The following is a 24,294-nucleotide window of genomic DNA, read 5'->3' as shown; positions in this document are numbered from 1 at the left end:
CTCAGCTCTTATTATTTTATTCCCACTCGATCGTGGCAGGCGGCTTAGAAGTAATATCGTACACGATGCGGTTCACGTTATCCACTTCGTTGACGATGCGGACTGAAATTTTCTCCAGCACATCCCATGGGATACGTGCCCAGTCAGCGGTCATGCCGTCGATGGAGGTTACCGCACGAATGCCTACGGTGTAGGAATAGGTGCGCTCGTCACCCATTACGCCAACACTCTTCATGTTAGGGAGTGCAGTGAAATACTGCCAGATCTCGCGGTCGAGACCCGCCTTGGCAATCTCTTCACGCAAGATATAGTCGGAATCGCGAACGATCTGCAGCTTCTCTTCGGTCACTTCACCCAGCACACGAATCGCCAGACCCGGACCCGGGAAAGGCTGACGCCACACGATCGCATGCGGCATGCCCAGCTCTTCGCCCAGCTTGCGGACTTCATCCTTGAAGAGGGTGTTCAGCGGCTCGATCAGGCTGAATTTCATATCTTCCGGCAGCCCGCCCACATTGTGGTGCGACTTGATCGTCTGCGCCGTTGCTGTTCCGCTCTCTACGATATCGGTATACAGTGTACCTTGAGCCAGGAACGCGAAGTCACCCAGCTTGGCCGATTCTTCGTCGAAGCAATAGATGAACTCGTTGCCGATGATTTTACGTTTCTGTTCGGGATCGGAGACACCGGCCAGCTTGCCGAGGAAGCGGTCACGGGCGTCGATTTTGACCACATGGATATCGAACTTGCCGACAAAAGTCTCCATGACGCTCTCCGCTTCACCTTTACGCAGAAGGCCGTGGTCGATGAACATACAGGTCAGCTGATCGCCGATCGCACGGTGAATCAGCATCGCCACAACAGAGGAATCCACGCCGCCGCTGAGTGCGCAGAGCACTTTCCGGTCGCCGACCTTGTCACGGATATCCTTAACGGCATCCTCGATGAACGACTCCATCGTCCATTTGCCCTCGCAGCCGCAGACCTCGTACAGGAAGTTCGAGATCATCTCATTCCCCTTCACGGAGTGGCGTACCTCAGGATGGAACTGAACGGCGAAGAATTTGCGTTCATCATTACTCATGGCTGCAATCGGCGCGCTCTCTGTACCGGCATCCAGCTTAAAGCCCTCCGGAAGCTCCACTACATGGTCCCCGTGGCTCATCCATACGGTCTGTTTGCTCTCAAGGCCCGCTGCAAGCACGGAGCTGGGTGCGAATTCCACATCGGCTTTGCCGTACTCGCGCTTGGCGGAGCGTTCCACCTTGCCTCCCTGCTGCTGTGCCATCAGTTGCATCCCATAGCAGATTCCGAAGATCGGCAGCCCGAGCTCGTAAATCGCCGGGTCGACATGTGGTGCATTCTCCGCATAGACACTGCTTGGCCCGCCTGAGAATACAATACCTTTGGGTGATAAGGCCTTAATCTTCTCCATCGGTGTATTGTACGGCAGAAGCTCGCTGTATACCCCCAGGTCACGAATTCTGCGCGCGATTAGCTGGTTATACTGTCCCCCGAAATCCAGAACAACGATTATTTCATTTGGCTTGTTCATTACTTGCCTCCCTTGATTATTGGATTCATTATACTCATGGTTAATTCTCAGCGTCAAGGAAATGGGGTCCCTCTGTTTCAAGGTTTTGGGCTGGCTGTGGTAGGGGTGGAGAGAATACCTGCATAGGGCAAAGGTAGCTGAAACAGGCTCGTGGCCATGACAGTAAGGAATACCTGCAGATGAGCAAATGTCCGCCGATTCACTGGTGCCGGGAGCCGGTATCTATGTTATGGAAATACAGTCAAAAATTATAGCCCTGGCTGGGGGTGGATAGTATCTGGCATGGGGAGCGTGGATTTAAATGTAGGCGGTTTTTCGATTACATTTGGCCCAGGTGCCCACGCAGCGCCGAATGTAGTCGGTTTTTCGATTACATTTGGTCCTCGTGCCCACGCAGCGCCGAATATAGTCGGTCTTTCGATTACATTTGGGCCACGTGTCCACGCAGCGCTAAATATAGTCGGTTTTTCGATTACATTTGGTCCTCGTGCCCACGCAGCGCCGAATTTCGTTTTTCGATTACATTTGCCCCACTCGCCGCCCCCCCAACAAATTGTATTCGGTTTTCTGTGAAATTACGCTAAACAGATGAATGGACGATAGCAAGCTGCTCATTTTCATGCTGGAGTTGTGCCTTGATTGACATGTATGTTTTCGCCTACATTTGGTCCATTATATGTACCTCTATCCGGGGCAGACGGAAGTCATGATTCCCTATATGAAAAGACGTCCGCTGCAAATGCAGGGACGCCGATTCTTGATCAGGTTAGATGGAAGGTGATCATCAGACACCGGGCCATAAAAGCCTCTGCGTCCATGGTATCGGCAGCGCTGGGGGGCTCGGGGGTTGACGAGGGCAAGGCGGGCGACATCCGCGCAGAGTGCGACAAAGGTAAGGCGCCTCCGGTGGGGACCGACGCCGCTGAAGGCATGGCGTCTCCAGCGGAGCCCGACGCCGCCAAGGGCGCAGCACCGCCACCAGAGCCCGACGCCGGCAAAGGCACGGCGTCTCCAGCGGAGCGCGCGGCCGCTAAAGGCACGCCGCCTCCGGCGCCGCCATACGCCAGGGTCTCCCACTGGCGTACAAACCCCCGGACGGCGGCGCGCAGCCGCCCGTCCTCGATAGCCAGGGAGTCTGCGTACTCCCTGGCGGTAACCCCGGGCAGCGGCGGCCCATAGCGCGCCGCCAGCCCGTGCCAGGCCGCAGCGGCGGCGCGCAGCTGCCGCTCACGGCCAAGCCTGCCGGCGCGTCGCACCGCCGGCAGCAGGGCCAGGCTGCGCCGCCAGCGGATGGCGGCAGCCAGCACCAGCGCCGCCAGCGCGAGCGGCGCAGTGTCCGGGCCGCCCGCCTGCGGCAGGGCGGCGGTGAGCGCGTCCGCGTGCAGCGCAGCGGAGCGGCGGGTGTCCGGCGGCGCGGAGGCCGCCGCGGGGTCCGTAGCCGCCGCGCCGAGGGCAGCGGCGGCAGCGGCGGAGGGCGTGGGGTCGAAGGGGACCCAGCCCGCGCCGGGGAAATAGACCTCGACCCAGGCGTGGGCATCGCCGCCGGTCACGCTGTAGCGCTGCGGCACAGAGCCGGGCACGGCGGTTCCCGGGCCGTAGCCCTGGACGTACCGCGCCGGAATGCCGCTGCTGCGCAGCAGGACCGTCATCGCAGTGGCAAAATGCACACAATAGCCCTGACGGGTCCCGAACAGGAAATCATCGGTGAAATCGGCACCGGACGGCGGCACGCGGGTCTTCAGCGAATAGGTATAGCCTTCCTGAAGATAACCGGCTACGGCTACGGCGGCATCGTAACGGCTCGCCGCAGATGCGGTAAGATCGCCGGCCAGGGCACGCACCCTGGACGACAGAGCAGCGGGGAGCTGCAAATATTGGCTGCGTACCCCTTCGGGATCACTCCCCTTCAGCTTCCGCAGCGCTACCGGATCGCTTGGCGGCAGAACAGACTTGACGGTATATTCCGTAACCCCTGCGGAGCTGTAGACTTCCGGCAGGCGGAAGCTGAGCCTGTCCGGGCTGGCCAGTACGTAACCCAGCTGGCTTCCGTCCGCAAGCCGTATGTTCTGTACGTCTGTTATAGCGCCTGCACTGAACAGCGGCATACCTCCAGCGGAAGGCGAGGCCAGCTGAATCCGCTGAATAAACGTCTGGCCCCCGGCTGATGCAGTATCCGCCAGAGCGGGCAGCGCCCCGGACAGCCGGGGCAGATTCAGCGCTGAATACGCGGCTCCGCTCCTGACCCAGCGGCGGCCGTCATAATACGCCATGCTTTCCCCCCGCGAGTAGTAGGGACGGGAAGCAGTGACCGTGAAGGCCGCCTCCCGGCTGGGAGTCAGGGGCATGCCAAGCTCTCTGTCCTCCATACTGTAGCCGGTGCTGCCGGTGCCGGGCACGCCTGCCTCCTCCGGTCTTTGCGCCGCTGCCCAGTGCTCCAGCTTGTCCAGCACCGGCTGCAGTGTAACCGGGGCAGCCGGGCGCGCGCCCAGCCCTTGCCCGGCCATCCAGGCGGCCAGCGTTACCAGTACAGCTGCCGAGAATGCCCTGGCTCCCCAGCGGGCGTATGGAAGAACAGGCCTTTCTGTTCTCTCTTGCAGGTGGAGCAGTCCGCTTAAAGCCCGCAGCCAGAGGATCAGCCCCGCAGTGACCAGGACATCCCCGGAAGTATTAACAGCATAGCCCATATCCAGCACCAGCAGATACACCAGCGTCACACCGGTGAACAGCGCAATACTTCCCCTGTACAGCGCAAGCTGCTGGACGGAGGACACCAGCAGCCCCCAGCCCAGCACCAGAATCAGCAGCCTGCTGTCCTCGCTTAATGCGGAGATCCGGCCAGAGAGCAGCAGCAGGGCATCCTGTCCACTTTTCTCCATGGCATAGACCTTCAGCCACCCGCCCCCACCTTCCGCTGCAGCACAGAGACCATACCAGGTCATGAAGATTAGCAGAAGCTGCCCGCTTGCCTGAACAAGACGGGGCAACAGCAGACAGCCCCATGCGAGAAGGGCTGCTGCCGAGAGCATCAGGAGCCTCAGGAGCTGTGTATGGTCCGCTGCCGCAGGCAATCTGTAGAGCGGCAGCAGCCACAGCCCAAAGACGCCCATAATCGCCAAAGAGAACAGACCGCGATAATACAGAGGACTGTTCTCTCTTTTACCAGCGGAGCTATTCTCTGCAAGGTCTGATTCCTCCATCCCTGCCGCTGTAAAAATGATGCTTCCGTAGCAGCGCTGCCCACAGTGGGTTGAGCCCTTCGGACTGGCGCCATCTGTACCCGCACTAGCAATAGGTGGAGTTATCCGGGAATCCATCAGGCTCCGCCCCCTTGTACCCTTGTGCAGGAGCAGCATAGCCCAGACAGTGAATCCTCGCGCCAAGCCGCATCAGACTTCCCGCAATCGTATCCGAGGCAGGCGGTCTGCTGTTCCCGTAAGCTGCGGGATCATGCTGCCCGGTTGTTTCCCACCCCTCCGGTGCCAGCCTGCTGCTGCGGGATAGCTCCGGCAGCGTCCCCGCTGCTCCGGCCGGGCTCCGCACAGGACTACCCGGAGTCCGGCTCGGAGAAGGCTGGTCCCAGACATAATACAGCTCCACCCTGATTCCTTGAACCAGGAAGCGGGCCAGCGTTCTCGCTGACTCCTCCTCCAGCCTGCCGGTAACGACCGATACCGTCATCCCGGGAATCCAGCTCTGTGACGCATCCTCCAGCAGTCTGCTGAGACTCTGTGAACCGGATGGGGCAATCTCTGTAAGCAGATCCCGGACCCTCCCGGGGATCTGGCCCAGTCCCTCATGTCTGGCCATCCCTTCTGGCCAGCCGCCGCTGAAGAGCTGGATGTAGCTGCCGGTACGCTCGGCAGAGAGCAGCAGCCCCATCGTAGCCGATACCGCCTGTTCAAAGGCCGGGATCACCGACCTCCGCTGGCTGCGGGGAGGGTGCGCACCGCCGGGAATCTCGTAATCCGCCGGACTGCTCGCAAGCACGATGCAGGTCATCTGCCCCGCTTCACGTTCCGGCACTCTGCTCTGCAGATTGCCTTTACGGGCGCTGCTCTTCCAGTGAATCCGGCTGAACGGATCACCCGGCGCATAATCACGGATATCCGCTGCTTGCGGGCTGCTATGGTTCCCCCGCCCGGACGCACGGTCCCCGGGCAGCAAGCCGGTATCCGGCACAACTGTGCCCATATATAACGCCCTTGGCAGCACTTTGAAGTCCGCCTTGCCGCCCGGCTGGCAGCCGCCGGTGAACAGCCCCGGCAGATCCCCCCAAGTTATACTGCACCCATGAAGCTGATGTACACCCCTGGGAACGGACAGCAGCTCATAAGAATATTTGAAGGAACGCCGGAAGCCGGGAAACAGCAGCTCCTGATGGCTGCCCCCGCTCCAGTAATCGGTCACAATCATCCAGGGCAACGGGATTCTGGCGGCAAAAGAAATTTGAACTTCCACAATGGCGTCATCCCCCGCAGACAGACGCGCAGGAACAATCGTGCGCTGGACACTAACTCTCCGGGGACCGCAGAGCTGCATCAGCAGGCCGCCGGACATGACCACTCCGCCCGCTGTCAGCAGCAGCAGGAGCGATTCTCCGCCACGCCACATATACAGTCCTCCGGTAACTGCCATCAGGAGCAGCATTCGCCCCCACTCCTTCGCTGCGCGGCGGACGCGCTTCCGGGGGAACCCGGCTATCTCTGCATTCCCGTACCTGTTCTGCTGTGAATACACCTGTGATTTCGGATCTGTCAATGATGATGAGGACAAGGAGGACACCCTTCCATGGTCATAGACTAGCCCCCTGACAGCCTGTACTTTCTCTGGCTATACTACCTGCTGAGGCCTGTTGCTATCTATTCTTTCCACGAAAAAGGATGCCCAGACATTCAGCAGCCGCTTTTCCCGCCAGTAGCCGCTTTTCCCGCCAGCCCCCCTGCCGTCCCTGTCGTATCCTGCCGTCCCCTCCGTCCAGCCTTCCTCCAAAACGGATATCCGCCTTAAGCTGCGGTAACCCTGCGCTCCTCTGCATTAACAAAGGCTTCCGCACCCGGATGACCTGCCGCCTCAAGCAGCATACGCAGGGGTACCCAGAGGGAGGAGCCTTGGAGCTGCACCTGTGCCGCCCTGTACTCTACTGTACCGTCCGGCCAGTGAATGCCAACCTCCTGCTTCTGTGAGTCCAACGTCATGCTGCGGCCGTTCCAGCTTACAGCTGCGCTGCGGGTATCCGCATCCCAGCCGACCCGCCCGCCCAGCCGTTCCACGGTGGCGCGTAGCGGAACATAGTACTGCCCGTGCTGGAGACGGTACTCTCCGGGCTTCAGCTTGATCTGCATCCGCCCAATCTCAAGCGCAAGCGCCTTGCCTGGTGCAAACAGCTCCGCATTCGGAGCAATATTGGCCGATATCCAATCCTGTGACGGCTTGCTCCGCTGAAGCGAGGCTGCCTTGGAGGACACCCTGAACTGTACGGGATCACTCTGCGTATCCAGAACGCCGAACTCATAACCGGCCGCTCTGTAGCGTTCAATAATGGCAGGCAGCGCCTTGGCACTCTGTTCATGGCCTGATCCGTCATGCAGCAGCAGCACCACACTGGCGGAGTTCAAGTCAGCGACAGATGCCTGCACAATCTCCGCAGCGGGCACTCCCCGGCGGCGGGAATCTCCGCTGTCCACAGTCCAGTCCATCACCCGGTAGCCTGCCTGCTTCAGCAGATTGAAGTATGTACTGTCGAAATGGCCGAACGTGCCGCCCGGCGCACGGACCAGTTGCGGACGGACGCCTGTGATCTCACGTACCGTTTCCTCCGTCTGCTTGATTTGGCGCCAGAATTCCGTGAAGCCGCTATATAAATCATGATAGTTATGATTATAGGTATGGTTGCCGATAGCATGCCCCTGCTCCCAGATGGCATGGATCAGCTCGGGACGCCCTGCGGCCTGATCCCCCAGCACGAAGAAGGTCGCCTTAACCCCCTGCTCCTGCAATATGCTAAGCACCTTGGGAGTAACTGCGCTTGGCCCGTCGTCAAAAGTCAGATAGACCACCTTCTCCTTGCGGTGACCGGCTGCTGGAGCAGCTTTCCCCGCAGCAGCAGCAGCTACTTGTTTTATAGCTGGAGCAGGACGCTCTGCATCTGCCTTAGGGGTTGAACCGCCCGAAATATGCGGCTGCCGTGATTCTGCGGTTGTCATTCTGGCCGCTGCCTGAGGCAAATCTTGCACCGGGACAGCCGGAGCATTATTCTTAGAGAGTAGAGGTAACGCACTGCCTGCTTCAGCCTGCAGGGAGTACGTAATCCGCGAACCGGATGAATTCCCCTGCCCTCCATAGGCTGACACACCCAGACTCAGCACAACAGCAATAACAAGCAACCCGCAGATCATGATGCGGCGGATAGGATTTTCCAGGTTGTTCTTCATCTTCTCTACCTCCAGCATTCTATTGGCGCACCCGCACCATTTGGTAGATTGTATGAAGACAAGCTTCAGAATAGAATAGGCGCGCAGCCTTTGGAGAGTGAAGAATCTATGGATATGCTCAAATGGATACAAGAATTGTTTGCGAGCTATGGTTATAGCGTATTGTTTTTCGGGCTTTTGCTCGAATTTATCGCCCTGCCTTTTCCCGGGGAGACCACGATGGCCTTCGCAGGATTTCTCTCTTTCACGGGGAGGCTGGATTTCTTCACCCTGGTGATCGTAGCCTTCTTAGGGACTACAATCGGGATGACCATTACATATTTCATCGGGCTCAAGGCCGGTCTGCCCTTTATCCAGCGGTACGGCAAATGGTTCATGTTCTCTCCGGCCAAGCTGGAAAAGACGCAGCGCTGGTTCGAGAAATACGGCAGTGTGCTGATCTCCATCGGCTATTTCATCCCCGGCGTCCGCCACTTCACCGGCTATTTTGCCGGGATTATTGCCCTGCCCTTCCGTAAATTCGCTATGTATGCCTATGGGGGAGCAATATTCTGGGTAGTGTTATTCCTCGGAATCGGCAAAATCTTCGGCCCGCAGTGGATGGGCATCTTCCACCTGATCGAATCCTATGCCCTCTGGATCGCAGTAAGCGTGCTGGCTATTGCCGCGCTGATTGTCATTTACCGTTACCGGGCTGCCATTTCTCTCCGGCTGCGCCGGCGCAAGCCAGTGGCTACGCTTGATGCCAAGGTCCAAGTGAAGGTCAAAGAGACCTCCAAGACCCGCTGACTATAGCCTCACCTAACGTCTGAAAGAAGGTATCCCTGTGAAAATAGACCGTCTGCTCTCCATTGTCATATTGCTGCTTAACCGGCCGCTGATTCAGGCCAAGGAGCTGGCCGATATGTTCGAGGTCTCCGTGCGTACGATTTACCGCGATATAGACAGCATTAACAGCGCTGGCATCCCTGTAGTTACCTATCAGGGGGCAGGGGGCGGCATCGGCCTCATGCAGGGCTACCGGCTGGACCGCAACGTATTATCGCAACGCGAGCTGGCCGACATTTTCAGTGCGCTGCAAAGCGCCTCCTCCATCGGCGGAGAGGGCCATCATCTATTGATGGAGAAGATCAGCAGTGTTGTCCCTCCCTCCCAGATCTCCGCCTTCCGCAGCAAAACCACGCAAATGATCGTCGATTTCTCCCCCTGGGAGCTGACAGCTCCGCTGGAGGAGCGGCTGGACCTCCTTAAAGAAGCCTTAGAGGAGGAGGTCATGGTCACTTTTGAATACATAACTGCCGAAGGCAGGGTAAGCCAGCGTACGGTCGAGCCCTATACGCTGGTCCTCAAGGGACAATTCTGGTACTTATACGGGTTCTGCGAGGAGCGTCAGGATTTCCGCCTCTTCAAGCTGCTGCGGATGAAAGCGCTAGTGAAGAAGAACAGGCACTATATCCGCCAGGATATTCCGCTTACAGAGCTGCCGTGGAGTAGTAGCTGGAAGGAACCGCAGAATCTCACACCGGTCAAGCTGCGTTTCACGCCGGAAGGCAAGCATCTCGCCGAGGAATACTTCGACTGTGAGACGCTCCAGCGGGATGATACCGGCGGATACACCCTAACGCTCCAGTACCCTGAGAATGACTGGCTATACGGCTTCCTGCTAAGCTTCGGAACCGTCCTGGAGGTGCTGGGACCGGAGCACATCCGCCGCAGATTAGGCGAGGTGGCCCGCGGCGTCGCGGCGGTATATTCATCAGACTTGCCGGAGCGGCAATAAAACCCGAACCTAAGCATTTTCAATTCGCCATCGCATGACCATCTTTCCACCCCACCCGCATTCAAGCATGTACAATCTTTTTTCATCCGCTTCCGAACCTGAATCCATGTTGTCAGGTTTGCCGGTTTATACTCTAAGGGAGAAGCCGGTTTTTGACTGGGAGACTGGGGAGGATGAAGGACAGTGTGGCAATTCCACCCTAGTTCGCAGACGCAAAAAGACGACCCGGCAACCGTTAACGGTTATAGCGGATCGTCTTTTTTATTCAGGATTATGCTCTCTGTGATTTCGTCAGGTTCGGCTGCGGCTGTCCGCCTTCCGCTTCTTCCGTCTTGAGGAAGTCGGGCTGCGGAGAGGTCTTGCGGATGAACAGCGCCAGCACCAGGGCAACAACAGTCACCCAGGTTGCTACAGCGAAAGCATGGGTAATCCCGTTAATCGTTGCTTCCTGTGTAAGCTTCAGCATCGCAGCCTTATCGGTCTTCGACACCGCACCGCTTACCAGTGCATCGGTAATGTTGCTCTTCGTACGGTTGGTCATCAGGCTGACGAACAGGGCCATCCCCAGTGCACCGCCCACGGTACGCAGGGTGTTGGACATGGCTGTACCATGAGAAGCCAGACGCTGCGGCAGTTGGTTCAGACCGGCGGTGACGATAGGCATCATCAGCATCGACATCCCGAACATGCGGGCCGTATACGTCAGGATCAGATGAGTATAAGTGGTAGTGGTGCTGATCTGGCTGAATTCCCAGGTCGTTACAGTGGTGATGGCAAGGCCGATAACCGCCAGCCATCTGGCTCCGATTTTATCAAATATAATTCCGGTGATCGGTGACATCACGCCCATCAGAACCGCACCCGGGAGCAGCATCAGTCCGGATTCCATCGGTGTAAAGCCGCGGATGGTCTGCAGATAGATCGGCAGCAGGATCATCCCTGCATACATGGCCATAGTGACGATAATGTTGATCACGGTAGTCAGGGAGAACATGTTGTAGCGGAAAATGCGGAACTCAAGCAGCGGCTTATCCGTGGTCAGCTCACGCCATACGAACAGCCCCAGGGACACGATACCCAGGATCAGGCAGAGAATAACGGTCGTGCTTCCCCAGCCGTCTGTTCCGGCATCACTGAAGCCGTAGAGCAGCCCGCCGAAGCCCAGTGTAGACAGAATCACACCCGGTTTATCCAGCTTCGGAGAAGTCAGCTTACCGACATTCTGCATAGTCTTCATGCCGAGCAGCATTGAGAAAATGGCCAGCGGAAGCACGATGTAGAACAGCACGCGCCAGGAATAGTTCTGCACAACCCAGCCGGACAAGGTAGGTCCGACAGCCGGAGCAAAAATCATCGCAACCGCCATCAGTCCCATCGCCTTGCCCCGTTCTTCAATCGGGAAGATACGCAGGAACACAATGTTCATCAGCGGCATCAGAATTCCGGCACCTACGGCCTGAATGACTCTGCCGACCATAATCATCTCAAAGCCTGTTCCTATTGCACAGACCAGTGTACCTATCGAAAATAACATCATTGCCGTCGTAAAGAGCTGGCGGGTCGTAAATTTCTCCACCAGATAGGCGCTGATCGGCACGAGCACACCATTAACCAGCATGAACCCTGTCGTCAGCCACTGGGCCGTATTGGCGAGGATATTCAGGTCCTCCATCATTTTGGGCAGCGCCACATTCATCAGCGTCTGATTGAGTAGCGCCACGAAGGCGCCGATCAGGAGCGCTGCGATAATCGGGCCTCTGCGGACCGTCTTGGACGGTGCATTACCGGCTGTAATTGTACTCATAGCTTCTTGTTGTCTCTCCCTTGTTCTAGAATTCGGATAATTTCACCATGCAGCCGCAGCAGCTCCTGTACATCCTCCGCAGGAATGTCTGCCAAGGGCTGCAAATGTCTTCGGAGTGACTGCCTGCTGAGCAGACGGATCTCCTTGCCTTTCTCAGTCATCGCCAGCTTAAATATTCGTCTGTCGCTCTGCGAGCGTTCTCTGGTAATCAGTCCGGCCTTCACCATCCGGTCCACTACACCGCTGGCTGCGCTGTTGCCCAGATGCAGAAGATCGGCCAGCTCCGTGATCCCGATATCGGGATGCAAGGATAACTTACGCAATACCATCAGTTGGGTAGATGTGATGTTAAGCTCCTCTGCATCCTTCCACAGAAGCTGCTGGAAATTATGGGTGATGCAGCGGAAAGAGGACAGAATATCGTCCAGTTGCTTTTCCTTTTCTTCCAAGCCTTATCCCTCCACAAGCATAATGCACAAATGCACAATAATACTTCGCATGCGAACTATTTTACTATTTACCTATTTATCCGTCAATGGTTTTCTTGCAGAAATTTTCTGAAAATTACGGAAAGCGAGGATTAAACATGAATACAGAACAACGAAATCACTGGAACAGGCAGCATAAAATGTTGTCCAGGATCATCACCAAGCCGGAGGCGCATACTGAAGCAGTCGCTATCATTCTGGAGCTGCATACCTCCCTCTACGCCTCTGAAGAAGGCAACGGGGAACAGGCAACCTATGAGGATGCCTTATGGGACCAGCTGCTGGAGTCCACCGCGCGCAGCTACCCGGTGCAGACACCCGGCAGCCGTAATTCTATAATCTGGCATCTGTGGCACAGTGCACGAATAGAGGATATCACCATGAACATCCTGGGGGCAGACCGTGAGCAGGTGCTATACTCCGGTCAGTATGCCCGGAGGCTGGGGGTTCCTTACGTTCATTCCGGCAACGGAATGAGTGAACAGGATGTTGCTACACTCAGTAGAGAGGTGAACCTCGGAGCGCTATCCGAGTACCGGCGCGATGTCGCCCGCAGAACACGTTCCATCCTATCCGCTCTGGAGCCGGGACAGCTCGGGATGAAGGCAACTCCGGCGCAGTTCGAGAGAGTCCGGGAGGAGAAAGCGGTACTCGACAGCGAGCAGTGGCTAATGGATTATTGGGGCGGCAAGACCTTTGCCGGTCAGGTACTGATGCCGGCCACCCGGCATAACTTCGTCCATCTGAACAAAGCGATGCGGGTGAAGCAGAAGCTGCAGAAGTGACTCCGGGGTATCCGGAGGATTTGACCCACGTGCTCCGCGCCTGCTTCATGTAGTCGGTTTTCCGACTACATTTGGCCCACGTGCTCCGCGCCTGCTCCATGTAGTCGGTTTTCCGACTACATTTGGCCCACGTGCTCCGCGCCTGCTTCATGTAGTCGGTTTTCCGACTACATTTGGCCCACGTGCTCCGCGCCTGCTTCATGTAGTCGGTTTTTCGACTACATTTGGCCCATGTGCTCCGCGCCTGCTTCATGTAGTCGGTTTTCCGACTACATTTGACCCACGTGCTCCGCGCCTGCTCCATGTAGTCGGTTTTCCGACTACATTTGGCCCACGTGCTCCGCGCCTGCTTCATGTAGTCGGTTTTCCGACTACATTTGGCCCACGTGCTCCGCGCCTGCTTCATGTAGTCGGTTTTCCGACTACATTTGGCCCACGTGCTCCGCGCCTGCTCCATGTAGTCGGTTTTTCGACTACATTTGGCCCACGTGCTTCACGCCTGCTCCATGTAGTCGGTTTTTCGACTACTTTCTCTCCACTTGCCTCCTGCGGGCCCCATGTGTTCGGTTCTCCGCACACATGGGGGTTGAACCCTGGAAGGCAAACAAGCGGACCGGAGTTTCCTCCGGTCCGCTCTTCATCTATTCAACCGCTGCTTATCCGCAGGCGGCTTGCTCTACCCCTGACATCCCACACTACCGGCCATGACTGGCACCAGCTGTGCCAGATCGTCCGCTGACGGCTGGGTACCGGCGGCGAGGCCGCTGGCAATCGACATCATCAGCTTGATCCGGTTGGCCTGATTGACCACGCTGACTCCGGCATCATAATCAATAGCGACGATGTTCGCACCAGGATATAGATCCTTAAGCCCTTTAATCATCCCGCGCCCGGTAATATGGTTCGGCAGGCAGGCAAACGGCTGAATGCAGGCAATATTGTTCACACCGTTATCCAGCAGATCCATCATCTCCGCCGTCAGGAACCAGCCTTCGCCCATCTGGTTGCCAACCGACACGAGGCGGCTTGCCTTCTCAGCCAGACCGTAGATATTCTCCCGGCCTTTGGATAGTCCAGCCTGCTCCAGCGCTACCTTGACCGGCTTGCGGTAGATTTCGAGATAGGAGATCAGCATGGGATTGATATAGCCCAGCCGCTTGCTTTTGCCGAATTGCTCGGCCTTGTAGATCGGATTGTAGACACAATAGAAAATAAAGTCCAGGAAATCAGGCATCACGGCCTCTCCGCCCTCCGCCTCAATCATGTCAATGATATGATTGTTGGCATCCGGATGGAATTTGATTAGAATCTCCCCGACAATGCCCACCTTGGGCTTATCCGCTGAGATAACTGGCAGCCGCGAGAACCCGGCAACAATCTCACGGGTCAACCGCTTGTATTCGCGGAACGAGAAGTTCGACAGGCTGCCCTTGCAGCGTCCCATTCCTTGGCGGAATAAGGCCTCTGTGCTTCCCGGCACCGCTTCATACGGTCTGAAGCGGTGCAGCAGGCGCATCATCAGATCTCCGTAGCAGGCTGCGGCGATCAGGCGGTTCGCCAGCTTCAGGCTGATGCGGAAGCCCGGCTGGTTCTCCATCCCGGAGGCATTCAGGGAGATCACCGGGATCTGCCCCAGATCGGCATCCTTCAGCGCCTTGCGCAGCAGAGAGATGTAGTTCGTCGCCCGGCAGCCGCCGCCGGTCTGCGACATGATTACAGCCGTCCGGTCCGGGTCATAATCGCCGCTCTTCAGTGCCGACAGCATCTGCCCGATCGTTACAATCGCCGGATAACAGGCATCATTGTTGACGTACCGGAGGCCTTCCTCCGTCTCCTGCGGACCGGTCGATTCCAGAATTTTCAGCCGGTAGCCCGCATCCTGGAAGACCCGTTCGAACAGCTCGAAATGAATCGGCGACATCTGCGGGGCAAGGATGGTATAGGTATCCTTCATTTCTTTGGTGAACGGCACATTAGCTTGCGGCTTGTAGAGCAGCTGCGGCTTAACCTCACCTCTCTCGCGCTCACGCATTGCGGCCTGGAGCGAACGCAGGCGAATCCGCGCGGCTCCGAGATTACTGATTTCATCGATTTTGATGAGCGTATAGACCTTGTTGTGACGCTCCATAATCTCCTGAACCGCATCGCAGGTAATCGCATCGATCCCGCAGCCGAAGGAGGTGAGCTGGACCAGCTCCAGATCACTTCTTCCCGCTGCCAGCCGGGCCGCACGGTACATCCGCGCATGGTAGGTCCACTGGTTCACTACGCCAACATCCCCTTCGCTGCGGTCCAGATGGCAGATCGAATCCTCGGTCAGCACCGCAAGCCCCATACCGGTAATCATATCGGCAATCCCGTGGTTGATCTCAGGGTCGGCATGATACGGATGTCCGCAGAGCAGAATCCCCTTCGTACCTGTCTCCGTGAGGAAGACCAGCGTCTCCTCGCCCTTGGTGCGCACATCGTTCTTCGCCTGCTCCGCTTCCGCCAGTCCTGCCTGGACAGCAGACGCAATCTCCTCCTTAGGCACCTCGGCGAAGGTTCGCGCCAGCACCCGGGTCAGCGCCGGAATATCGTCGAAGGTCAGGAACGGGCTGACCAGCGGAACCCCCTGCTCCTTCAGTCCGTCCATATTATTGCGGATCACCTCGGGGTAGGAGGCAACCACCGGGCAGTTGAAGTGATTCTGCGCCGCATCATCCTCCTTCTTCTCATACACCACCGCCGGGTAAAAGATGAAGTCCACGCCCTGGCCGATCAGCTGCTGTACATGCCCATGGGCCATTTTGGCCGGATAGCAGATGGATTCCGAAGGAATGGTATCCATTCCGCTCTCATACAGCTTCTTACTAGACTTCGGAGACAGCACGGTCCGGTAGCGCAGCGAGGTGAAAAAGGTATGCCAGAACGGGTAATTCTCGAACATATTCATTGTGCGAGGAAGTCCAACCGTTCCCCGGAGCGCTGCCACTTCAGGCAGGCCCTCATACGCGAAGAACCGCTCATATTTATATTGCATCAGGTTCGGCAGCGTGTTCTTCTCTTTCTTGCCGCCTGCGCCGCGTTCACAGCGGTTCCCCGTCACATGGAAGCTCTTGTCCGGGAACCGGCTGATGGTCAGCGCACAGTTGTTGGCACAGCGGCTGCAGCGGCCTGGAGCGACTGAATACTGGAAGCTCTCCAGCTCCTCCGGTCCGAGAATCGTGCTGATTCCTTCCGGGACAGCCTGTTCTCTGGCCATCAGCGCACATCCGTAAGCGCCCATCACGCCGGCGATATCAGGTCTGACTACCGTTCTTCCGGTCAGCAGCTCAAAAGCCCGCAGGACGGCTTCATTGTAGAAGGTGCCGCCCTGGACAATAATATTCCGGCCCAAATCCTCGGGATTACGGATCTTGATCACCTTTTGCAGCGCATTCTTCACCACGGAATAGGCAAGCCCCGCCGAGAGATCGGCAAGTGTCGCCCCCTCCTTCTGGACCTGCTTCACCTTGGAATTCATGAATACAGTACAGCGCGAGCCGAGATTCACCGGTCCCTTCGATTCGAGTGCCGCAGCGGCGAACTCCTCTATGCCAAGCTCCAGTGCGGAAGCGAAGCTCTCCAGGAAGGAGCCGCAGCCCGCCGAGCAGGCTTCATTAAGCATCAGGCTGTCGATGGCTCCCCCGCGAATCTTGATGCACTTCATGTCCTGTCCGCCGATATCGAGGATGAAGTCGACCTCCGGCATGAACCGGGAGGCTGCCTTGTAATGGGCCACCGTCTCTACTTCTCCGCCATCCATCCGCAGCGCCGCCTTGACCAGACCCTCTCCATAACCGGTTGCGTAAGCTCCCGCAATGTAGCAGCCTGAGGGCAGAATCCGGTAGAGCTCCTTCAGCGCGTCCGTAACCGACTGCAGAGGATTGCCTCCATTGCTCCCGTAAAAGGTATGCAGAATCTCATCCGCCGCTCCGGTAACCACTAGCTTGGTCGTGGTAGAGCCGGCATCAATGCCCAGATAGACCGGCCCCCGGTAGGCAGCCAGCGCGGAACGCGGTGCTGTAGCCTGACTGTGACGAAGTCTGAACTGTGCCAGATCATCCGGCGCTCTGAACAGCGGCGCCAGCTCTGCATCCTCCGCGCGGTCCTGCGAGAAGTCTACAGCCATGATCCGGGCGATCCAGCCGCTGAGCGGCAGGAATACGGGATCTGACCCGGCAAGCGCCGAACCGATGGCGACGAAGTATTGCGAGTGCTCCGGGAACAGCACCTCCTCCTCCTTCAGTCCAAGCGTCTCCGTGAACCGGTCCCGCAGAGCGGACAGGAAGGTCAACGGTCCTCCGAGAAAAGCAACACGCCCACGGATCGGCCGTCCGCAGGCCAAGCCGCTGATCGTCTGGTTCACGATGCTCTGGAAGATCGAGGCCGCCACATCCTCACGCCGCGCCCCTTCATTCAGCAGCGGCTGCACATCGCTCTTGGCAAATACCCCGCAGCGGGAAGCGATGGGATAGATCCGCTCATGCTTCACCGCAAGCGCATTCAGACCCGCAGGGTCCGTCTGCAGCAGAGAGGCCATCTGATCGATGAATGCCCCTGTACCGCCTGCACAGGCTGTGTTCATCCGCTGCTCAATGCCGCCGCTGAGGTAGATGATTTTGGCATCCTCTCCGCCCAGCTCAATCGCGGTATCACATTCCGGAATCCGTCCGTTGATCGCCCTCGTGCAGGCAATGACCTCCTGGACAAACGGAATCTCCCCGAGCTTGGACAGGGACAACCCGGAGGAGCCGCTTACGGTGAGCGCCGCTTCACTGCCGGGGAACCTATGCTGCACCTCTGAGAGCAGGGCAACCGCCGCTTTTTTTATATCACTGAAATGACGCACATAATCCTGATATATAATGATATCCCGTTCCATAACCACCAATTTGGCTGTAGTTGATCCGACGTCAAGCCCAATACGCAGTCTCTTCATGCCATCCCCCATACCTTGCTCCAAATTTGAAGTAATATGAGGCAACTATATCACGAGTGAGCCTGACTATAGCTGTTAGAAAAGTAACAGACAAATACAATTAATTCCCAGCATACTTAATTATTTCACGATTTGTTCTAATGCGGCCTCCACATGGCCCTTCACTCTGACTTTTCGCCACTCCGCTCTCAGAATTCCTCCTTCCTCATCAATCAGAAAAGTAGAGCGCACAATCCCCATGAATTCCTTACCGTAGAGCTTCTTAAGCTGCCACACCCCGAACAATTCGCTCACCGTATGCTCCTCATCGGATAATAACGGAAAGGGCAGGCTATTCTTCGCAATAAATTTGCTGTGTGAGGCCAGCGGATCGGCACTGATTCCAAGAACAACCGCCCCATTCGCGGCAATCGTATCGTGGGCATCACGGAAATCGCAGGCCTCCTGGGTGCAGGCCGGGGTACTGTCCTTAGGATAGAAGTAGAGCAGCACCTTCCTGCCGCGGTAATCGCTCAAGCTGATGTTACCCCCTGTTGAGGCAGGGATTGTGAAGTCTGGAACCTTGTCACCTACTGTGATACTCATTTATTATTCACTCCTCTTAATGTGGTTGTTGATTTCTGAAATTGCGTGTCTTCCCAAAAGAAATTATAATGTAGAGAATGTGAACTGGAAAGGACGAACGAAATGCCACCAAGAAAGAACCGGCACGCCAAAGCCGGCAAGTCAAAGAAGAAAACGCTGCTCTGGACTCTGGCAATCATACTCCTTTTAATCATCGGAGGTCTGGTTTACTATTTCACTGCAATTTACAATCAGCTCGATAACCTCCACAAGACAGGTGAAGATTCTCCGTTCGCCAATGTTCCCACAGCTTCGGCTGAGGCGGTTAAGCCCCCTGTATGGGAAGGCACAGAGCCGGTCAATATCCTGCTCATGGGCGTGGATGCGCGCGGGGTGAAGAAGGGCGAGGTTCCTCGTTCCGACACTATGCTGGTAGCCTCACTTGATCCGGTGAAGAAGAAGTTCTATGTCTTTTCCATTCTTCGCGACACTTATGTTGACATCCCTGACCACGGTACACAGCGGATCAATGCCGCCATTACCTATGGACCCAACACGGCGATGCAGACGGTCAGCGACCTGCTCGGTATCCCGATTCAATATTATGTCTATACCGATTTCCAGGGCTTCATGAAGCTGGTGGATGCTGTAGGCGGTGTAGATTATGAGGTCGAGAAGGATATGCGTTATACCACCAAGGCGGACGGGCCTGAGTTCGATATCGATCTCAAGAAGGGCTTCCAGCACCTGGATGGCAAAATGGCTCTGCAGTATGTGCGCTTCCGTCATGACGCGACCTCCGATTTCACCCGGACAGAGCGCCAGCGCGGCTTCCTTAAGGCTGTAGCAGATAAGGTGATCAGCACCACCTCCATTATCAAGCTGCCGACCATTCTTGGTGAGGTTACACCTTATATTGACACGAATCTTGATATTAGCGACATGTGGAAGCTCGGCGCTGTAGGCTATGACAGCTCTATGGGCGGCAGTGCGCAGATCCCGCCGATGCACCTGATCCGGGAGAAGACCCTCAAGGACGGCTCCCAGGTGATCGGGTTCAGCGGCGAGAAGGCACTGAAGCAGTTCGTAGAGGATACGCTCACTGCACCCGAACCATCGCCAACTCCTGGAGCAGAGGCTTCACCGGGCAGCAGCCCTTCCGCTTCACCGGGAACAAAGTAACATCCAATATAACCATGCTTGGCACACGGGGCGGGCGGACAGCGGGAATCAGCCGCGGTTCGCCCTTTCCCATGAGCGCAAGCCAAGAAGAAAGGAACATTAGCTATGAACCGCAGCACATCAGAACAGTTATACGAGGAAGCTCTCCAGCATATTGTCGGAGGCGTGAACAGCCCCTCCCGCTCCTTCAAGGCCGTGGGCGGAGGCGCCCCTGTCTTCATGAAACGCGCCGGAGGCTCACGCTTTTGGGATGAGGACGGCAATGAATATATTGATTATCTGGCCGCTTATGGCCCGATTATTACCGGACATGCCCACCCTCATATCACCGCCGCTATTACTGAGGCCGCGCAGAACGGACTGCTCTACGGAACGCCAACCCGGCTTGAGATCAAGCTGGCTAAGATGCTGAAGGAAGCTATTCCCTCGATGGACAAGGTCCGCTTCGTCAACTCCGGTACAGAAGCCGTCATGACGACCATCCGCGTCGCCCGCGCCTACACGAAGCGCAGCAAAATCATCAAATTCGCCGGCTGTTATCACGGCCACTCTGATCTTGTGCTTGTAGCCGCAGGTTCAGGTCCATCGACGCTGGGCATCCCTGACAGCGCAGGCGTTCCGGCCAGTATCGCCCAGGAGGTCATCACCGTTCCCTTCAATGATCTGGATGCCCTGCGTGAAGCGCTGGAGCAATGGGGCCAGGATGTGGCTGCCGTGATGGTCGAGCCGATTGTCGGCAACTTCGGTATGGTTATGCCGGAGCCAGGCTTCCTGGAAGGCTTATGCAAGCTGACGCACGAGAACGGCTCCCTGGTTATCTATGATGAAGTCATTACGGCCTTCCGTTTCCACTATGGCTCCACACAGACCTATGCCGGTCTTGCTAATCATGAGGACATCATTCCCGATCTGACTGCCCTTGGCAAAATCATCGGCGGCGGGCTGCCTATTGGCGCTTACGGCGGCCGCAAGCATGTTATGGAGCAGGTCGCTCCGCTCGGTCCTGCTTATCAGGCCGGCACGATGGCCGGTAACCCCGCCTCCATCTCGGCAGGGATCGCCTGCCTGGAGGTGCTTAGCGCGGAAGGCGTCTATGACGAGATGGAGCGGCTGGCCATCCGCCTGACCGAAGGACTTCAGGCGTCCGCTGACCGTCACGGTATTCCACTAACCATCAACCGAATTCGTGGTGCATTCTCCACACATTTTTGCAGCCATCCGATTACGAATTATGAAGAAGCGCAGGATACCGATGGTGAACTGTTCGCCAGCTTCTTCCGGCATATGCTGAGCCGGGGCATCAACCTGGCCCCGTCCAAATATGAGGCGTGGTTCCTGACCACAGCCCACACGGATGCCGACATCGACCTCACCTTGGAGGCGGCAGAGGCTTCATTCGCGGCTATGGCTACGGAGAAGTAATCGATTTTGACCCTATAGGAGAACCCCTGCCTTTAAGCGGCAGGGGTTTGTTTTTAATATATGAATAATAGCCTCAACTCTAGTGCTTCCTTAATCGATTTGAACGCTTTGGTAGCTGACAAGCTGCTCTTCTGACTTTTGGTCGGATTGGAGAAGAATATCGCGGATAAATGTTCCGACTGGTGATAGAAACAACAGTGCTTGGCGGGTCGGCAAATTTATTAGTAGGCCGAGAAACTTTGACACGTTCAATTAAAAAGGTCTCAGGATAGTACCATCTTCCGTGGTCACATTTGCTGATTCCAATTTGGATGTATGTATTGTCTGCAACATGCAAATTATAAATAATAATTTCAGAAGGAATTCGGGTTGAACCTGAAGGAACAAACTTGATTGCTAATGAGCCAACTCGGAGAAGTTCAGGCAAGTAATAAAAAAACAACATCTTGTCTTTCATCGGGTCCAACGAAACTCCATACGCACGTATAATTGCTTTGCTTGACCGCCCTTCACGAATCGCATTCCAACCGGCCATTCCCTTGTATTCATTCTTCACTTCCCGGCTGAGCCTTCGCGCCTGTTCAACAGTTTTTTTAAGGCCAAGTAAATGGCAGAATGCCTCTAAATTGAACTTCAATATTATTATTTCACCGCTTGCTAGACCAAATTCAAAGACATTTGGATATAGATATTGGTAATATAAATCGCTTAGCGGCAGTAATTCGACATCCGTAAATGATGGTTTCGATTGAAGTGCGATAAGAGCTGCGGCAGTTAGCAATGATGTTCCCCCTAGAACTATTTTCTTAATAACAAAAATGCCCTGATGAGAAAGACATCAGAGCAATACATTATTATTAAAGGTAGCCGATTGGTGGTATTCCAGGATTTTATAAGACCCTCCCGCAGGGTACCGGACGCTACCATGTCCAGCTCGCTTCAAGCGACATACTTATATGATATTCCGTGAAACCAAGAATGATGATTACGTGGTAGCCGATTGGTGATATTCCAGGATTTTGTGAGACCCTCCCGCAGGGTACCGGACGCTACCGTGTCCAGCATGTATCTAAGAATGAGATACAACTTAATATTACTATACCCAGTTTACATGATATTAGCACGGATTTCAATGAAATAATTTGTAAAAATACCCCAGATAAAATCACTACTTATCATTCTTCCGCCGTCCATACACAAACAACGCTGCCACCGCAAGCGGGGTCACCAGCCGTACGGCAAGCGGCATGCTCCCGCCCGTGAAGGCGACAACTACATAGCTTATCACAATAGCTACTTCGGACATCAGGTGCTTGTGAAAAGTCCCTTGTCTACTTGCTCTTCTGCTCATACAGGCTGCGGATCTCCACATCCTGCGGAAGCTTGAACGGGTTCTGCGGATTGATCCGGTCATAGAACATCGTTCCGTCCAGGTGATCCATCTCATGCTGGATGATGATCGCCTGATAGCCTTTGAATTTCTGGGTTACCACCTCGCCGTTCAGATCGAAGCCCCTGACCTTCACAGATTCATAACGCGGTACGAAGCCGTGCACCGGCCGGTCCACAGACAGGCAGCCCTCGCTCTCCGGCAGATAGACCATCGCCAATGAATGGCTGATAATCTTGGGATTCACCCAGGTATATTCCACATTCTTGCCATTATCGTCCTTCAAAAACATGACAAACATCCGCTTCGTTATTCCGATCTGGTTAGCGGATAAGCCTACCCCTGAACGCAGCTTATACTTGGCAGACATTTCGGCATCCTGACTGTTCTTCAGGAACTGCATCATGCTCTGCAGTACACCACGGTCTTCTGCCTGCAGCGGCAGCTGTACGGGTTCCGCTACCGTACGCAGGACAGGGTCGCCTTCCCGCACTATATCCTCCATCGTGATGATGTAATCAGCATTATACTTTGTACTAGACAACTGGGTTCATCCACCTTTTCCACTACGGGACTGATTTGATGATGCTATGGTTAGATTATGCGCGATTAAGGATTAATGAAAGCTGTCCGCAGCTTGCTGCTGTAATTCACATCGAAGCCCAGTCCGGTAGCGAGTGCGGCGAGCGGAAGATAGGTTTTATCCTCTTTGCCAACCTTATGCAGAAAAGCTGGAGTATCAATCGCTACATCCGCACCGTTCACCTTAATGGTCTTCGAGCCGATCGTAATAACCACCGTTCTTCCTCCGTAAATTACAGTCGCACTAGAGGTTTTGTTATCCCATTTGCCATCCGCACCCACTGCATTCAGAATATCCTTCAGCGCCAGAAAGTTCTGCCCGTTCTTCAAAATGGGCTTGTTGGGCGTATTCAGTTCCTTCCCCTTCACCACGATGGACATCGGCGCTGTCTCCGAAGCCATCGCCGTTACTGCCGGCGTACGGTATTCACCCCATTGCATTTCAGCGAATACAGTGGCAATCCGTTCATATCCAAGCTGCGTAGGATGGAAGTCTGCCGCCCCTGCTCCGATGATATGAGTTAGCGATCCCTCTACCCCGGCGAACTTTGCGGCTACATGAGCTACCTTAAGCGGAGCGCCTGCCTGGTTCAGGGTAGCCGCGATATTCTCAGCCGCGATGGTGAACTGTGCAGCCGCATTCATCAGCTTGTCATACGAAGCCCCCAGGGCGATTTTCGGAGCAGGCTGATACTGGTCGGCCAGCAGAATGGTTGCCTGCGGATTCACTTCCCGGATATTCTTCAGCAGCGCTGTTACATTACTGCTGTATTCCGTCAGACGCTCCGCAAGCTGGGAAGCGAAATCGGCATCGGTCAGCGTCTTGTAATTCAAGAACAGACTGCTGACATCATTACCGCCGATGGTAATGGTAATCAGATCTGCCGCAGCGAGCTCCGTTCTAATCTGCGGGGCCAGCGCAGCAAATTGCAAGGTACGCGGATCAGACAGCCCCGGCTGAATGGCCTCCGGCGTAATTACCGCGCTGTCCTTAATCGCTCCGGTATATTGAAGGAGTCCCGCTGTCTTAAGGCCCAAAATGCCATAATTCTTAAGCTCACTTCTGCCGTGGTACCAGCCCTGCTCCAGTAATCGCTCAGCGTATCCGTACGGCTTCACGGAGGGATCAGTCATCCCCGGCTCATACCCGGCAGTAATAGAATCTCCAAGTGCCACGATGCGAAAGACATCCTGCTCTGTTCCTTGCGCCACGGCTGCTGCAGCGGCAACCGCCGGACCTGCATGCACATTGATTAATACGGTGAACAACAGCAGTCCGCTAGCAAAAGCTGACATTAACCTTCTCCATGTCTTCAGCATCGTATTCCTCCTAAATTAGTATAATTCT

17 protein-coding genes are annotated in these 24,294 nt (G+C 55.9%); 5 read left to right on the top strand and 12 right to left on the bottom strand.

The features are described from left to right. Positions 1–16: 16 nt before the first annotated feature. From guaA to NYE26_RS01570, 4 genes are all read right to left on the bottom strand, one after another. Entirely contained in the window at positions 17–1,555 is a 1,539-nt protein-coding gene (guaA, locus tag NYE26_RS01585; protein WP_036723816.1) for a glutamine-hydrolyzing GMP synthase, read from the bottom strand. A gap of 761 nt (positions 1,556–2,316) precedes the next feature. Further along, positions 2,317–4,869 carry a transglutaminase-like domain-containing protein gene (locus NYE26_RS01580; RefSeq protein ID WP_339253403.1) on the bottom strand — a complete coding sequence of 851 codons (2,553 nt, stop codon included), beginning with the start codon at positions 4,867–4,869 and terminating at the stop codon, positions 2,317–2,319. Further along, positions 4,838–6,313, bottom strand: a complete 1,476-nt coding sequence (locus tag NYE26_RS01575; RefSeq protein ID WP_339253401.1) for a DUF58 domain-containing protein — start codon at positions 6,311–6,313, stop codon at positions 4,838–4,840. The genes NYE26_RS01580 and NYE26_RS01575 overlap by 32 nt, the downstream gene beginning before the upstream one ends. 245 nt (positions 6,314–6,558) lie before the next feature. Further along, positions 6,559–7,986 (bottom strand): polysaccharide deacetylase, encoded by a 1,428-nt coding sequence (locus tag NYE26_RS01570; protein WP_339253399.1) that lies wholly within the window; start codon positions 7,984–7,986, stop codon positions 6,559–6,561. Positions 7,987–8,094: 108 nt separating this feature from the next. On the opposite strand from NYE26_RS01570, the gene NYE26_RS01565 reads away from it, so the two are divergent. Both NYE26_RS01565 and NYE26_RS01560 read left to right on the top strand, forming a co-directional pair. Then, positions 8,095–8,775 (top strand): DedA family protein, encoded by a 681-nt coding sequence (locus tag NYE26_RS01565; protein WP_339253397.1) that lies wholly within the window; start codon positions 8,095–8,097, stop codon positions 8,773–8,775. Positions 8,776–8,812: 37 nt separating this feature from the next. Beyond that, positions 8,813–9,766 carry a YafY family protein gene (locus NYE26_RS01560; protein WP_339253395.1) on the top strand — a complete coding sequence of 318 codons (954 nt, stop codon included), beginning with the start codon at positions 8,813–8,815 and terminating at the stop codon, positions 9,764–9,766. A gap of 271 nt (positions 9,767–10,037) precedes the next feature. On the opposite strand, the gene NYE26_RS01555 is transcribed toward NYE26_RS01560, so the two are convergent. Both NYE26_RS01555 and NYE26_RS01550 read right to left on the bottom strand, forming a co-directional pair. Then, positions 10,038–11,570 (bottom strand): DHA2 family efflux MFS transporter permease subunit, encoded by a 1,533-nt coding sequence (locus NYE26_RS01555; protein WP_036723809.1) that lies wholly within the window; start codon positions 11,568–11,570, stop codon positions 10,038–10,040. Beyond that, positions 11,567–12,019, bottom strand: coding sequence for a MarR family transcriptional regulator (locus NYE26_RS01550; protein WP_036723807.1), 453 nt, complete (start codon positions 12,017–12,019; stop codon positions 11,567–11,569). The genes NYE26_RS01555 and NYE26_RS01550 overlap by 4 nt, the downstream gene beginning before the upstream one ends. Before the next feature lie 137 nt (positions 12,020–12,156). Here NYE26_RS01550 and NYE26_RS01545 point away from each other — a divergent pair, with 137 nt between their 5' ends. Then, positions 12,157–12,843: a DinB family protein gene (locus NYE26_RS01545; RefSeq protein ID WP_339253392.1), complete on the top strand. Its 687-nt coding sequence runs from the start codon at positions 12,157–12,159 to the stop codon at positions 12,841–12,843. A 676-nt stretch (positions 12,844–13,519) separates the two neighbouring features. Here the strand turns inward: NYE26_RS01545 and NYE26_RS01540 are convergent. After that, positions 13,520–17,806 (bottom strand): acyl-CoA dehydratase activase-related protein, encoded by a 4,287-nt coding sequence (locus NYE26_RS01540; protein ID WP_339253390.1) that lies wholly within the window; start codon positions 17,804–17,806, stop codon positions 13,520–13,522. A 120-nt stretch (positions 17,807–17,926) separates the two neighbouring features. Continuing rightward, positions 17,927–18,391 (bottom strand): thioredoxin-dependent thiol peroxidase, encoded by a 465-nt coding sequence (gene bcp, locus NYE26_RS01535; protein WP_339253388.1) that lies wholly within the window; start codon positions 18,389–18,391, stop codon positions 17,927–17,929. Positions 18,392–18,493: 102 nt separating this feature from the next. Between bcp and NYE26_RS01530 the strand changes: the two genes are divergently transcribed. Next, entirely contained in the window at positions 18,494–19,552 is a 1,059-nt protein-coding gene (locus tag NYE26_RS01530; RefSeq protein WP_339253386.1) for an LCP family protein, read from the top strand. 105 nt (positions 19,553–19,657) lie between these two features. Beyond that, positions 19,658–20,974: a glutamate-1-semialdehyde 2,1-aminomutase gene (locus tag NYE26_RS01525; protein ID WP_339253384.1), complete on the top strand. Its 1,317-nt coding sequence runs from the start codon at positions 19,658–19,660 to the stop codon at positions 20,972–20,974. Positions 20,975–21,053: 79 nt separating this feature from the next. On the opposite strand, the gene NYE26_RS01520 is transcribed toward NYE26_RS01525, so the two are convergent. The 4 genes from NYE26_RS01520 to NYE26_RS01505 form a co-directional block, all read right to left on the bottom strand. After that, on the bottom strand, positions 21,054–21,755 hold the full coding sequence (locus NYE26_RS01520) for a PBECR4 domain-containing protein (RefSeq protein WP_339253382.1): 702 nt from the start codon (positions 21,753–21,755) through the stop codon (positions 21,054–21,056). A gap of 387 nt (positions 21,756–22,142) precedes the next feature. Continuing rightward, entirely contained in the window at positions 22,143–22,325 is a 183-nt protein-coding gene (locus tag NYE26_RS01515) for a hypothetical protein (protein ID WP_339253380.1), read from the bottom strand. Continuing rightward, positions 22,306–22,869, bottom strand: a complete 564-nt coding sequence (gene def / locus NYE26_RS01510; protein ID WP_339257284.1) for a peptide deformylase — start codon at positions 22,867–22,869, stop codon at positions 22,306–22,308. The genes NYE26_RS01515 and def overlap by 20 nt, the downstream gene beginning before the upstream one ends. A 104-nt stretch (positions 22,870–22,973) precedes the next feature. Then, a complete protein-coding gene (locus tag NYE26_RS01505; RefSeq protein WP_339253378.1) occupies positions 22,974–24,266 on the bottom strand; it encodes a stalk domain-containing protein in 1,293 nt (430 codons plus the stop codon). Positions 24,267–24,294: the final 28 nt, after the last annotated feature.

The organism is Paenibacillus sp. FSL P2-0136, assembly GCF_037975325.1.
Classification (GTDB): domain Bacteria; phylum Bacillota; class Bacilli; order Paenibacillales; family Paenibacillaceae; genus Paenibacillus_AQ; species Paenibacillus_AQ silagei.
This window is presented reverse-complemented; position numbering and strand designations above follow the sequence as displayed.